Consider the following 13,688-nt stretch of genomic DNA (forward strand, 5'->3'; position numbering starts at 1 on the left):
TACATAGAGGAGATCAAATGGAAATTCTTAAAGTCAGTAACTTAACAAAAATATATAAATCCGGTGATGAGTCACTTTATGCACTGAATGATTTATCACTGTCTATCAATCGTGGCGAGTTTGTGGCGATTATGGGTCCAAGTGGTAGCGGCAAATCAACACTCTTACATATTTTAGGATGTGTCGATGAGCCTACATCAGGTTCTGTGACCATTGATGGTCATAATGTCAGTACTTTCAATGAAGAAAAACTAACACTTTTTAGAAGACGTCATATTGGTCTTGTATACCAATTCTATAATCTCATACCCATTCTTGATGTGGAGAACAATGTTAAACTTCCTCTTCTTCTCGATCAAACATCTGTTGACGAGGATTATTATCAAGAGATTATTACACAGCTTGGATTACAAGACCGTTTAAATCACTTGCCTAATCAGCTCTCGGGGGGCCAACAGCAGCGTGTTTCAATTGCGAGAGCACTTATATCACATCCTTCATTACTACTGGCTGATGAACCAACAGGAAACTTGGATCAGGCCAACTCACAAGAAATTATTGATATCCTCAAACACGCGCACAAAGAGTATTCACAAACAATTATCCTAATCACTCATGACGAGACAATCGCTTCGCAAGCTGATCGTATTATCCACATTGAAGATGGAAAAATAATCAGAGATGAGGTCTTACGATGAACATAACCAAAAGAATAAGTTTACAAAACGTAAAAAAGAATTGGAAGGCGTCACTTCTAACGGTTATTAGTATTTCTCTTTCCGTCACCATGACAACTATGGTTGTCGCTTCTCTTTTTGGTGTTTATAAGACTTACGAAGAAGATGCTCTGTACAAAAGTTCAAAGTGGAATGTAATGATACAACTTGAGGATGACGCAGATGAAATTATCAGGGCTCTTGGAGATGTTGTGGATTCCTATGCCATCGTAAGTGATAGTAAAGAAATAATATTAAATGACAATCAAATGTTCGGAAATATATCGGTTTCTACTGTTGACTTCGAAGATAATTATTTACTTTTCTCAGATATGCTCAAAGAACATAGTAACTCTTTTGATGATCTAATTATCGAAGGGCGAATGCCTCAAAATAAAGATGAACTCATTATCACTTCTCGATCAAAAATTGAACACGATTTAAACTTAGGTGATATTGTAACCGTGAAGCAAAACATCCCCATTGAAAATGGGCATTTTGAACCAAGACATTATTCAGACGCTACAATTGTAGGAATTACCGAAGAATCATCAATTGAAATTACTCATTCGAGTGCGCTAATGTCTTTTGACACTTCTGATCCATATAAATATCTATATATCAAATTTAAACCTGGAACTAAAAGCATCGAAAATTTAATAGGAAACATCAAAAATAATGTTTTCCCCAGTAAACACAATCCGGAAGCAGCTCGTCATGTTAGATATAACAATAACTACAATTCAATTATCGGAATGCAATACAGTCTAGACTATACCAAGTTGGTTTTAGGAGGCTCATCTACTGTATTTATTGTTCTTTTATCTCTTGCTACATTTTCACTTATCACCAATGCATTCTATAATAATATTCAAACACAGGTTCACGATTACGGTTTATTACGTAGCATCGGAGCCACAAAAAAACAACTAAAGTCTATGATACGATTTGAAGGATATATTCTACTTACTATTGGATTAGTCTTAGGAATCGGACTTGGGTTTGGTATTAGTAAACTTCTACTCACATATATAAATAGCATTTTCACTTTTTCAAATCAAAATTTTGGAACTAGTTCTGATTGGGTTTTCTATCCCAGACTACCGTGGGAGGGTGTCCTTATTGTTACCGCCTTCTCATTCATTCTTGTTAGTTTCCCTTTAAATTATTCAATCAAAAAACTCTTCAAAATGACTTCCATTGATGCAATTCGAGAAAACTCACGTTACTCAAGAAATAAGATTAAAATAAATTCAAAAAATCTCCCTAAATCTATGGCAAAACAATACAATATCTCTGATAAATCAAAATTTAAGGGAATTAAAATATCGTTGAGCATAACAATTGCGATATTCGTGACCACTATGAGTTTTATTAAAATTGGTTTCGGTAATATGGGGGAATACAATACCTCTAGTTATAATGTTGAGATTAGACCTTCTGCTTATAATGCTTCATCAATAAGCAGTATAAAAAAAATCAATGAAGAAATAGACAATGTTTTATCTAATGACTCAAATACAGAAAACTACATTTTAATACCAGAATACTATGTTTCCATAAGAGATACTAATTCAAATCATTTGAAGTTTGTCGATGGAATTAAAGATGCAAATAACGAAATGAGTGATTACATTCCTCTTTGGGCTTTGAACGGAAAGTCGTTTGAGACTATTTACAACTCTCTAGACATAAATCAAAAAGGAATTGATACAATTTTTCTAAATTACTTTAGCAGTCTTGACTATACTTGGTATGATTCTTCCGAAAAATATGACGGCGCATTTTTTGATATTGATAGTTTAAATTCATTGTCGGTAGGAGCAGTAAATTTCGACAATGAATCCTCTGAGGAAGATGACCGCTTCAAATTTCAGTCTGTTTTTGATCTCCCTATTGACTATATATTAACTACACCTTTGCCCAATTTCGAGCAACTTGTAACTTCGCCAATACTCATTATGAATGCTGACAGCCCTCGACTTAATTTTATTCAAGAAACCATGCACAGTACTGATTTAATATACCTAAATCGCATTACAGCAAAGATAGAATCCTCAGATAGTTTCTCAACGGTTAAACTGTTTGATGTAGATAAATATTATTCATCAAATCAAGATGTTGACAAAGCGATGCCAAAGCTTATTCAAAAAACAATTACAAACATACTCGTTTCAATTATGGCGTTTATCGTCCTTGTCTGTTTATTAAACGTTGTGAACATATCACTAACAAATCTCAACACTCGCAAACGTGAACTCGCTGCATTACGTTCAGTCGGGATGTCTCAAAAGCAAATTCAGAAAATGCTATTTTATGAAAGTGTTCGGTTAGTTTGGTCACCTTTAATATTTGGTACATTAATAGGGGTTCTAGCTTCATTCTCTATAATCGTAATTGTGAATTTATTTGTTGTGAATGGGCAACCTCTCGCTTATGGTATAGACATTAAAGCAATACTTATTTCGTGGAGTATACTGCTTCTACTCATCGTATCAAATACAATCATCACAATTGTGAAAAGTAAAAATCATAGTATTATCGATAGCTTGCGTAACCTCTAAGAAAAGACGTCACAAATTGTGACGTCTTAATTTATTTTATTTAGATAACCTATAACCGCCTTATAATCAGGCTCATCAGTGATGTTTTTTGTTACGTATATCTTCTCAATATAGCCTAATTCATCAACAATCATAACAGTACGCGCGTACTTATTAATGATTGGAATCCATACACCTAAGCGTTTCGCAATATCACCTGACTTATCACTGATCATTGTTGCTTTCAAACCTTCTTGAGCACACCAGTGGAGAAAGTCGTTATTTGAGTTTGTTGAAATGCTTACGAGTTGGACACGATCATCATTTTGAAATGATTCAATAAACTTACGTGTTTGAATAGAGCATACTTTGGTATTTATATCAGGGAACGTACTAATAACTGTTTTCTTCCCTAATAAATTTACATGTGAGAAAGTATCACCATACACCGTTTCTACATCGAAATAGGGAAATTTCTTTCCAAGTACGAGTTCACTCTCTTTTAAATTCAGTGGAATTCCGAATACTTTTGTTTTCATACAGACCTCCTAAAACATTTGTCCGTTAAGTAGGACATATTTCATAAATTGTTTTTCAATAACATGGTTGTAATCTTCAATGTATTTCAAATGTTCTTTATCCATATTTAATGGTAAATGTTCAAGATCAAAAAATTCTATTTGTGTTTGATTTTCTTTAAATTTAAATAAATCTGTATAGTATACTGTTGTAACGATAAATAATTCTTCTTCAAATGCTTCTTGTCTTTCAGTAAATGCATTTGAAATGATTAAGTTTTCAATTTCTAAATTAAATTCATTGATGCAATCTTGTGTTAAAGATGCTTCTAAAGTTTCTTTCGGGTGAATCGTTGTCTCAGGTAGTTGCCATAGGTTACTATCATGAGTACTTTGAAGCAGTCCAATACGATTCTCTTCATCAACGAGAATTAAAACAGCTTTAGGAATAAATGTAGAACGTGGTTGTTGCGTTTTCTTCTTAAAATGTTTCATGGGAATTGCCTCCATGAACATATTATCAACCGTATCGAAGTTGGTTTCAAGTCATTCACACGCTTTTACATACTTCCACAAATAATTGCAAAAATTATGAAACAATTTTAAAATTACCATTTCAGGCTTATTATTGCGGTATTCTAACACTATGAACATAAAAGGAAACATCCCAAATGTGATGTTTCCTCTTTTATATTTCATATGATTTTCATATTTAAAGATTCTATTTGACTAGAAACCTTGGGTATTTCTACCATCGTTAAGACCATACTTCTCATAAACTTCATCACGAAGTTCGAGGAGTCTATCTTCTTTGATTGCTTCACGAATGTCTTCCATTAATTTCAGTAAGAAACGAAGATTGTGGATAGATAAGAGTCGCATACCCAATCCTTCATTGGTTCTAATTAAGTGTCTTAGATAAGCCTTAGTGTAGTTCTGACAGCATTCACAGTCGCAATGTTCATCAAGCGGTGTGAAGTCATATTCATACTTCTTATTCTTGATATTAACACGGCCTGTTGTTGTCATCGCTGTACCGTGACGTGCAATACGTGTTGGTAACACACAGTCAAACATATCCACTCCACGAATAACTCCTTCAAAGAGATCATCAACAGCACCAACACCCATTAAATAACGAGGTTTGTCTTCAGGTAGAAACTCGATTGCATCATCAATCATTTTATACATGATTGGCTTAGGTTCTCCAACACTAGTACCACCGATTGAGTATCCAGGGAAGTCCATTTCAACAAGAGCTTTAGCATGCATATGTCTTAAATCTGTATATTCTCCACCTTGAACAATCCCAAAGAGTGCTTGATCATGGGGACGTTGATGCGCGTCTTTACCACGTTTTGCCCAACGTAGTGTTCTTTCAATACTATCCTTCATATACTCATATGTTGCAGGATATGGTGGACATTCGTCAAAACTCATGATGATATCAGCTCCAAGATCATTTTGAACTTGGATTGATTTCTCAGGAGTTAGGAATAAGGGTTCACCACTTAAGTGATTCTTAAAGTGAACACCTTCTTCTGTAATTGTTCTTATTTTCCCTAAAGAGAAAACTTGGAATCCACCACTATCTGTTAGCATGGGTCCTTTATAATTCATAAAATTATGAAGGCCACCCGCTTGTTTTACAACTTGTTCACCCGGTCTTAACCAAAGGTGATACGTGTTACTTAAGATAATTTGAGAATTCATCTTGTATAAATCTTCAGGTGTCAAAAATTTGACGGTTGCAAGAGTCCCTACAGGCATAAACATTGGTGTTTCTACCGTACCATGAGGTGTCTCGATGGTTGTAAGTCTTGCATTGCTTTCATTCGATTTTTTAATCAGTGTTAATTTCAAAGGCTGGTTTTTATCTAGAGCCATTAATTTGCACCTCTTTCTTAATCAGCTTGTGAGCGGCTTGCTTGTTTACGAGCATTTTCTGATAAATGTCTCTTTCTTAAGCGAATGTGATTTGGTGTAACTTCTACAAGTTCATCATCACGAATAAATTCTAGTGCATATTCGAGTGTTAATGGAAGTGGTGGTGTTAATTTCATTGCTTCATCACGTCCTGAGCTTCGAATTGCGGTTTGTTTCTTATTCTTTGTAGGGTTAACGTTCATATCAAGATCACGTGCTGCAATACCAAGGATCATTCCTTCGTATACATCTACTTGAGCTCCAATAAAGAACTCTCCACGTTCTTGTAAGTTAAAGATTGCATAAGTCATTGATTGGCCTGTTTCAGTTGAAACCATTGAACCATTTAAACGTTGTTGGATTTCACCCTTCATTGGTTCATATCCATTGAATTGGCGAATCATTGTTCCTTCACCATGAGTTGAGTTGATGAATTCACTTCTAAATCCAATAAGTCCACGAGTTGGAACTTTCCAGAATTGTTTAACAATTGAACGATCTTGTTGCATATCAACCATTTCACCTTGACGAAGACTGATTTTACTAATCATTGTTCCTGAATATTCTTCTGGCACTTCGATAATAACATCTTCGATTGGTTCGCAGCGACGGCCATCAATTTCATGAGTAATAACACGTGGTTTTGAGATTGCAAGTTCGTAACCTTCACGACGCATGTTTTCAATTAAGATTGATAAGTGAAGTTCTCCACGACCGGAAACTTTGAATGAGTCTGCAGATTCTGTAGGCTCAACACGAAGTCCAACGTTAACTTCAAGTTCTTTTTCTAAACGTTCTTTAATATTACGTGATGTAACATATTTTCCGTCTTGTCCTGCAAATGGTGATGAGTTAACCATAAAGTTCATGCTCAATGTTGGTTCCTCAATAATAATTGCTGGTAGTGGGTCAATGTTATCGGGAGCACAGAGTGTGTTACCGATTGAAATATCATCGATACCTGATACTAAGACAATGTCTCCTGCATAAGCAACTGAAGATTCAACACGTTTTAGACCATCGTATGTAAATACTTTAGAAACATTTTGACGTTTAACATTACCGTCATTATCAACAACAGCAACATTTTGTCCTTTTTTAATTTGTCCACGTGTAATACGTCCAATACCAAGACGTCCTACATAGTCATCATAAGCTAATGAAGAAATTTGGAATTGAAGTGGATCGTTATCGTAGTCTGGATAAAGAGGCGTATGTTCAACAATTGTATCGAATAGAGGTTTAATATTTGTTCCTTCTTCTTCGAGTGTTTTTTGAACAATATATTTTTTCGCAATACCGTATAAGATAGGGAATTCTAGTTGTTCGTCAGTTGCATCAAGATCCATGAAAAGTTCGTAAACTTCTTCAATAACTTCAGCAACACGGCGGTCAGGTTTATCAATTTTATTAATAAGTAGAATTGGTTTCAATCCTGCTTCGAGTGATTTCTTCAATACGAAGCGAGTTTGAGGCATTGGACCTTCTGCACTATCCACGACTAAAATAACAGTATCAACTGTTTTAATAATTCGTTCTACTTCACTTGAGAAGTCAGCATGGCCTGGTGTATCCACAATATTAATTTTGATATCATTATAATTTACGCTACAGTTTTTTGAGTAGATTGTAATTCCGCGTTCACGTTCAATATCATCACTATCCATTACTTGGTCTTGTACCACTTGATTTTCGTGGAAAACACCTGCTGATTTTAACATTGCATCAACAAGCGTACTTTTCCCTGCATCAACGTGGGCAATAACCGCTATATTAATAATTTTTTTCATTTTATCGTCTCTTTTCCGTTAACTGGTCTATTATACATGAATTCACAGCAAAATTACAGTTTTTTCATCCTGCACCTTGACATTTCACAAATTGTTCGTATTTGAATCCTTATTTTGTAGGATTCTTAGCAAAAGGAATGGTTTCTCCTTTTTGAATTGTTGTGATAAAAGGACCATCCGCTGTGATTGCAAGTGTGTGTTCATATTGGCAACTTAAACAACCATCTACAGTACGTGCTGTCCATCCATTACTATCTAATTTAGCATGACCTGTGGTTTGATTTACAATTGGTTCAATGGTAATAACCATACCTTCTTTTAAACGCGCACCCGTGCCCTTAATTCCCGTAAAAGGAACCATAGGTGACTCATGTATGGTTGGTCCCAATCCGTGTCCTGAGAAGTCTAAAGACATTCTATAACCAAATTTTTGAATATACTCATCCATAACTGCACCAATATCTCCGGTACGTTTTCCAACTTGAGCTTGTTCAAGACCTAAGTATAATGCTTCTTGGGTTACTTCCATTAATTGTTTTACGTCTTCGCTTGGATTATTTCCGACACAATATGCCCAGCATGAATCGGATAGAAATCCATTAAGATCCACACAGAAGTCAACCTTTACAAGATCACCATCTTTGAGTTTCTTGTGAGTTGGAAATCCATGACACATTTCATCGTTAACACTACAGCAGGTTGCGAACTTATAACCTTCATATCCAATTTGAGCTGCAGTTCCACCGTTATCTTCAATCATTTTTTGTACGAATTTATCAATATCATGAGTTGATATCCCTGCTTTAATATAGTCTCGTAACGCTTCATGAATTGAAGCTAATAGCTTACCGGATTCATGCATTCCTTCAATTTCTCTTTGTGATTTAATAGTTATCATTTTAATACCTCATTTCAACTCTTTCATTATACTCGTTATTATTCATTTTGCCTAATCACTAAAAAGTCTCACCGAAGTGAGACTTAAAAACTATAAGTTTGATGCGTCAATAATATCCTTCAACATTTTTGCTGACTCTTGAAGTGCACTAACTTCAGCAGAGCTATATGGCACTTCCACAACATGTTGGACACCAGAGCGGCCAATAATTGTAGGAACCGAAATATACACATCATCAATTCCATAGTCTCCACTTTGAAGTGTTGATACAGTAAGAATTGATCGTTCATCACGTAAGATTGCTTCTACAATACGTGTAATTGCTAAGGCTACAGCGTAGTTTGTATATCCTTTACGGTTGATAATTTCATAAGCTGCAGTTTTTACATCATATGTAATGCTTTCTGCCATTTCTTGATTAAAGTCAATATTCATCATCTTACAGTATTGATCAATAGTGAGTCCTGCAATGGTTGTGAGTGACCATGTCGCAATTTCACTATCACCGTGTTCACCAATGATGTTTGCATGAATGTTTCGAGCATCAACCTCAAAACGATTTGCAAGAATTGATTGGAAACGTGCCGTATCAAGTACCGTACCTGATCCAATAACACGTTCTGCAGGGAATCCTGATAATTGGTAGGTTATCTGTGCGAGGATATCTACAGGGTTAGAAACTACAAGTAAAATTGAGTCCGGATTGTATTTCACAATTTGAGGAATCATCTGCTTGTAAATTTCGATATTTCTATTTACAAGGTCGATTCGTGTTTCTCCAGGTTTTTGTGCCATACCTGCAGTAATAATTACAATATCCGAATCTTTCGTATCAGGATAATCTCCTGCAACAATTTTAACGGGTGAAACAAATACTTGTCCTTGACCTAAGTCCATTGCTTCTCCTTGTGCTTTGTCGTTATTAATATCAACAATCACAATTTCCGAAGCAACGTTTTGATTCATTAATGCAAATGCTGTTGTTGAGCCAACAAATCCAGCACCAATAATTGAAATCTTATTTGTCTTCATATTCTATCTCCTTTATGGTCTTATCATACCAAATATCCCATAATATCACTATAAATTAACTTGGTATTTATCAATTATTTTTGTTATGCTTATTTATAAGGGGTGTACCAAAATGTATGATAAATTTTATAAAAAAACAACCGATGAACGACGTGCTGTTTTAAAGGCAGATAATCGTTATCTTAAAGCACTCGATTACCCACTTCCTCAAGACATTTATGAACAAATGATTGAGAATGCGGTAACTACGTATGAAATACCGATGGGTGTCGCTCTGAATTTTTTAATCAACGATAAAGACTATATTATTCCAATGGTTACTGAGGAACCTTCTGTTATTGCGGCAGCAAGTAATGCTGCGAAAATAATTCGAGAAAATGGCGGCTTTATGGCTCAAGTACTCGAGCGTACTATGATTGGCCAAATTGCTTTCAAAAATCCAAAGAATCATGAATCCATGATGGCATATATTGATGAGAAAGAAAGAGAACTCGCTAATGTAGGTCATAACGCATATCCAAGCATTGTGAAACGCGGTGGTGGTGTCCGTTCAATTCGTTATGAATATAAGGAACACTCTGATGATGCGAAGTTTTTTATCATCTATGTTTCTGTAGATACTCAAGAAGCAATGGGTGCAAACATCATGAATACGATGCTTGAAGCCATGGCAAGCTATCTTCAAAGTAAGTTCCAAGATGAACCGTTGATGTCCATCTTATCCAATCTTTCAACTGAATGTTTGGTAGAAGCCACATGCATCATCGATCCGAAAACACTAAAAAATCCAGACGTTATTGCGGAAAGAATTCTTTCTGCAAGTCAACTTGCTGAAGTTGATCCCTATCGTGCAACTACCCACAATAAAGGAATTATGAATGGTATCGATGCTGTTGTAATTGCTACGGGTAATGACTGGCGTGCGATTGAAGCGTGTTCTCATGCCTTCGCTTCCCAATCCGGTTCTTATCAACCCCTCGTAAGATGGTCTGTTGATAACGATGGTATGATTGTTGGACACATTCTTATGCCAATGCCAATTGGCGCTGTTGGCGGTTCGATTGGTATTCATCCAAAAGCACAACTTGCTAAAGAAATATTGAAATACGAATCCGCTTCTGAACTCATGGAAATTCTCGCATGCGTTGGACTTGCCCAAAACTTTGCTGCCATCTATGCACTCACTACTGTTGGTATCCAAAAGGGACATATGGCATTGCAAGCTCGATCTTTAGCAATCCAAGCAGGATGCCCTATGGATCATCTCGATCAGGTTGTAAAGCAACTCACAATGATTAAACCTATGAACCTTGAAAGTGCAAAGCGAATCATTGAATCATTGACCTCAAAATAATTATCTAAGTATTCTTCTAAAGCTAACGACTGCAAACATGTCGTTAGCTTTTTTACTAAAAAACTCTGCAGAAGGTCACAATATTACTACGTGCTCAATCAACAGAGTCCAATTTTTTTATAATTACTCTATAAGATTTATTTCATTTATAATCGGTAGACTTCTTTTTTTATTACAATAGATCCAGGCTTCTTTACTTGTTTATCTAAATAATCGTAATATGCACCTGGTGTCGCAATTCCACTAATTTGGAATAACTTCATTCCAGTAGCTTCGACAATCTGATCCGCAACAATTACACAATTAGTTGTAAAGACATTGTATGTCCTGAACTTACCATCAAAGAATTTGTAGAAATTGAGTCTGAGATTGTTTTGAATCAATCGTGTTAGGTAATGCTCTCCCTCAGGATCTTTTTCATCCGGATATTCGTAGTAATAGGATAACTTTAGAATTGATTCAATTTGGTCTTCTATTTGTAGTGATTGATCTGGTGTTAAACGACAAACAAATCTAAAGACGATGGTGTTTGTATCCACAGCATACTGAACAAAGTCTTTCTCACTTCCAACAATCAGAACCCCATCCCCATACGCCATTGATTTTGCCCGATTGTATGGGTCGTGTGCCCCATAAGAATAGATAGAACCATTATAACCAATATCTAGATGTCCCATTTGTTCAAACCCATCATCTTTAGTATATAAGTAGATGGATAAATAGTCTCCTTTGGTTTCTTCAACAACATGTTTGAAGTACTCTGGGTTATTCTTAGCTGTTTCGCGAGTTTTCTTTGCAAGGAATGCTGGCATGAATGCAGCGAGAACAACCGGAGCAGAAAGTTTCCCACCAATTTCATGTAGAAATAGAATACGAACCGTAGAAATCATTTGAATCGCACCTAATAAAGCGATATAAGAACCAATCTGCAAATTAATAATATAGCGATTTTCAACACCACTAAAGATTAATAGAAATCCCATTCCCGCTGAGAAAAGTGCATACAGAAAATGCATAATCTTTCCCTTTGTGTTGTCCTTATAAGCAACGTACATCTCTAGGCCATGGACACCCGCATTAAACAATGCCCAAACTCCCGCTAAGCCAGCCACCAACTCAACATATAATGTTGAACTTTGCATTAAGATGGTCAAAAAGACACCCGCACCAATGGCAATAAGTCCTTGAAATGGATTTCGATTAAAGAAGAGTCGGTATATTGCTGTAACGATTGTCGCAATCAATACTGATACCAGACCCCAATAAATCGAAGACCACAATATATCCTGCTTAAAGACAATCACTAAACCCAGGATTATGTATAAAATACTCAATAACATTTGTAATACAAGCCCAAGTTTCTCCCGAGTTGTAAATAGATCTCCCTTATACTTCATAGAATACCTCTTGGTTATATTATAGCATTTATCCTTGCATTATAAATAATAAAGCGTTATCATATAGCTAACAACTTAATAATAAACATAGGTTGTTACTGTATTCATTGTCTCTCTAAATATAATATATAATTTCCTTCTTAACCACTTATATATTATATGATAATGAAACACTATCTCTCTAGTGAAAAGGGCATCTGGCTCTTTTCTTTTGTTTATATGAGGTATACTATGACCATGACATTTACAGATAGATTATTAAATTGGTACCATGAGAACAAACGCGAGCTTCCCTTTCGAAGCCAAAAAGACCCTTATAAAATATGGGTCAGCGAGATCATGGCACAACAAACTCAAATAGCAACAATGATTCCATACTACAACCGATGGATTGAAAAGTACCCTGATGTCCAAACCCTTGCACAAGCAGATATCGATGAAGTATTAAAGATGTGGGAAGGACTTGGATATTATCGACGTGCACGAAATTTACATAAAGGTGCCCAATATGTGGTGGAAAACTTTGATGGCGTTATTCCCCGTGATAAAAAACTATTAATGGATATTCCTGGAATTGGTGACTACACTTCTTCGGCAATTGCATCCATTGCTTTCAGTTTGCCTGAAGTAGCGATTGACGGTAACGTTAAACGTGTCATGGCCCGCTATCTAAACTACACCGAAAGTGTCAACACTCGCGCATGCCATAAATATTTCGAAGAATTTTTAAAAGAAGAACTTCTTAAAAATGGTGCAGATCCTAGTGATTTCACTCAGGCACTTATGGAACTGGGTGCTCTTGTATGTACCCCTTCCAATACACAATGTATTGGTTGTCCCTTCAAAGAAATGTGCGCTTGTTACCGTGGCGAGTGTGTTGGAACAATTCCTTATATTCCAAAAGCAAAACCGGTTCCTTCATATGATAAAACCGTTTATATCGTTACAGATAAAACTCGCATTCTAATTTCTAACGATCACTCTGATGGATTAATGGAAGGTCTTTTTAGACTTCCACAAGTCGAAGGTCATCTTGATGATAAACCTAATGCCAAATTAGTTCATAAATTCTCACATCTGCATTGGAACATTCACGCATATATTGTAGACTCTTTACCTGAAACTTCAGATGATTGGTTTTGGGTACCACTCCAAGATCTCATTGATACACATCCAATGATTACTGCTCATAAGAAAATTCTGAAAAAATTAGATATTCTTTAAGTCCAAATTTGCATCCTTTTGTCAATTTGTTTCTACCTCTCAGTTGCTAGCTGACTCACTCTATTAAAAACAGTAATATAATGAGCTCAAAAGAATACTAAGGAGGAACTATGACACCAGAACAAGAATTTTACATGAACTATTCCATCACAGATGCGAAGCTTACAATGTATTTAAAATTCTCATGCATCATCTTAATTATTTCGATTATAGTATTTTTATTTCTATATCTTTACCTAGAAAACAAAAAAATCAAAGCTCTTAAATAAGTGAAAGAACCGACTCTGAAT

At 35.6% G+C, this 13,688-nt stretch carries 12 protein-coding genes; 5 read left to right on the forward strand and 7 right to left on the reverse strand.

Annotated elements, in window-relative coordinates:
* Nucleotides 1-17 precede the first annotated feature (17 nt).
* Both H9L01_RS02220 and H9L01_RS02225 read left to right on the forward strand, forming a co-directional pair.
* Nucleotides 18-698 carry an ABC transporter ATP-binding protein gene (locus H9L01_RS02220; RefSeq protein ID WP_187534406.1) on the forward strand — a complete coding sequence of 227 codons (681 nt, stop codon included), beginning with the start codon at nucleotides 18-20 and terminating at the stop codon, nucleotides 696-698.
* Nucleotides 695-3,280, forward strand: a complete 2,586-nt coding sequence (locus tag H9L01_RS02225; protein ID WP_187534407.1) for an ABC transporter permease — start codon at nucleotides 695-697, stop codon at nucleotides 3,278-3,280. The genes H9L01_RS02220 and H9L01_RS02225 overlap by 4 nt, the downstream gene beginning before the upstream one ends.
* 26 nt (nucleotides 3,281-3,306) lie before the next feature.
* On the opposite strand, the gene H9L01_RS02230 is transcribed toward H9L01_RS02225, so the two are convergent.
* From H9L01_RS02230 to H9L01_RS02255, 6 genes are all read right to left on the reverse strand, one after another.
* A complete protein-coding gene (locus H9L01_RS02230) occupies nucleotides 3,307-3,798 on the reverse strand; it encodes a redoxin domain-containing protein (protein ID WP_187534408.1) in 492 nt (163 codons plus the stop codon).
* Nucleotides 3,799-3,807: 9 nt separating this feature from the next.
* A complete protein-coding gene (locus tag H9L01_RS02235; RefSeq protein ID WP_187534409.1) occupies nucleotides 3,808-4,272 on the reverse strand; it encodes an NUDIX hydrolase in 465 nt (154 codons plus the stop codon).
* Between the two features lie 234 nt (nucleotides 4,273-4,506).
* Complete coding sequence (tgt, locus tag H9L01_RS02240; RefSeq protein ID WP_187534410.1) at nucleotides 4,507-5,664, reverse strand: tRNA guanosine(34) transglycosylase Tgt; 1,158 nt, start codon at nucleotides 5,662-5,664, stop codon at nucleotides 4,507-4,509.
* Between the two features lie 17 nt (nucleotides 5,665-5,681).
* Entirely contained in the window at nucleotides 5,682-7,493 is a 1,812-nt protein-coding gene (gene typA, locus H9L01_RS02245; protein WP_187534411.1) for a translational GTPase TypA, read from the reverse strand.
* A 109-nt stretch (nucleotides 7,494-7,602) separates the two neighbouring features.
* Nucleotides 7,603-8,391, reverse strand: coding sequence for a type I methionyl aminopeptidase (map, locus tag H9L01_RS02250; RefSeq protein ID WP_187534412.1), 789 nt, complete (start codon nucleotides 8,389-8,391; stop codon nucleotides 7,603-7,605).
* Nucleotides 8,392-8,481: 90 nt separating this feature from the next.
* Complete coding sequence (locus H9L01_RS02255; RefSeq protein WP_187534413.1) at nucleotides 8,482-9,423, reverse strand: L-lactate dehydrogenase; 942 nt, start codon at nucleotides 9,421-9,423, stop codon at nucleotides 8,482-8,484.
* A gap of 112 nt (nucleotides 9,424-9,535) precedes the next feature.
* On the opposite strand from H9L01_RS02255, the gene H9L01_RS02260 reads away from it, so the two are divergent.
* Nucleotides 9,536-10,777: a hydroxymethylglutaryl-CoA reductase, degradative gene (locus H9L01_RS02260; protein WP_187534414.1), complete on the forward strand. Its 1,242-nt coding sequence runs from the start codon at nucleotides 9,536-9,538 to the stop codon at nucleotides 10,775-10,777.
* Nucleotides 10,778-10,923: 146 nt separating this feature from the next.
* Here H9L01_RS02260 and H9L01_RS02265 read toward each other — a convergent pair whose 3' ends face one another.
* Nucleotides 10,924-12,174, reverse strand: a complete 1,251-nt coding sequence (locus H9L01_RS02265) for a hypothetical protein (RefSeq protein WP_187534415.1) — start codon at nucleotides 12,172-12,174, stop codon at nucleotides 10,924-10,926.
* A 237-nt stretch (nucleotides 12,175-12,411) separates the two neighbouring features.
* On the opposite strand from H9L01_RS02265, the gene mutY reads away from it, so the two are divergent.
* Nucleotides 12,412-13,398 carry an A/G-specific adenine glycosylase gene (gene mutY, locus H9L01_RS02270; RefSeq protein WP_187534990.1) on the forward strand — a complete coding sequence of 329 codons (987 nt, stop codon included), beginning with the start codon at nucleotides 12,412-12,414 and terminating at the stop codon, nucleotides 13,396-13,398.
* A gap of 110 nt (nucleotides 13,399-13,508) precedes the next feature.
* Nucleotides 13,509-13,667 (forward strand): hypothetical protein, encoded by a 159-nt coding sequence (locus H9L01_RS02275; protein WP_187534416.1) that lies wholly within the window; start codon nucleotides 13,509-13,511, stop codon nucleotides 13,665-13,667.
* Nucleotides 13,668-13,688 lie beyond the last annotated feature (21 nt).

The organism is Erysipelothrix inopinata, from assembly GCF_014396165.1.
In the GTDB taxonomy this organism is placed as follows: Bacteria; Bacillota_I; Bacilli_A; order Erysipelotrichales; family Erysipelotrichaceae; genus Erysipelothrix; species Erysipelothrix inopinata.

Bases quoted from the DNA above. Each gene is read 5' to 3' on its own strand.
- H9L01_RS02220 (WP_187534406.1), top strand. From the start codon at position 18: ATGGAAATTCTTAAAGTCAGTAACTTAACAAAAATATATAAATCCGGT.
- H9L01_RS02225 (WP_187534407.1), top strand. From the start codon at position 695: ATGAACATAACCAAAAGAATAAGTTTACAAAACGTAAAAAAGAATTGG.
- H9L01_RS02230 (WP_187534408.1), bottom strand. From the start codon at position 3,798: ATGAAAACAAAAGTATTCGGAATTCCACTGAATTTAAAAGAGAGTGAA.
- H9L01_RS02235 (WP_187534409.1), bottom strand. From the start codon at position 4,272: ATGAAACATTTTAAGAAGAAAACGCAACAACCACGTTCTACATTTATT.
- tgt (WP_187534410.1), bottom strand. From the start codon at position 5,664: ATGGCTCTAGATAAAAACCAGCCTTTGAAATTAACACTGATTAAAAAA.
- typA (WP_187534411.1), bottom strand. From the start codon at position 7,493: ATGAAAAAAATTATTAATATAGCGGTTATTGCCCACGTTGATGCAGGG.
- map (WP_187534412.1), bottom strand. From the start codon at position 8,391: ATGATAACTATTAAATCACAAAGAGAAATTGAAGGAATGCATGAATCC.
- H9L01_RS02255 (WP_187534413.1), bottom strand. From the start codon at position 9,423: ATGAAGACAAATAAGATTTCAATTATTGGTGCTGGATTTGTTGGCTCA.
- H9L01_RS02260 (WP_187534414.1), top strand. From the start codon at position 9,536: ATGTATGATAAATTTTATAAAAAAACAACCGATGAACGACGTGCTGTT.
- H9L01_RS02265 (WP_187534415.1), bottom strand. From the start codon at position 12,174: ATGAAGTATAAGGGAGATCTATTTACAACTCGGGAGAAACTTGGGCTT.
- mutY (WP_187534990.1), top strand. From the start codon at position 12,412: ATGACATTTACAGATAGATTATTAAATTGGTACCATGAGAACAAACGC.
- H9L01_RS02275 (WP_187534416.1), top strand. From the start codon at position 13,509: ATGACACCAGAACAAGAATTTTACATGAACTATTCCATCACAGATGCG.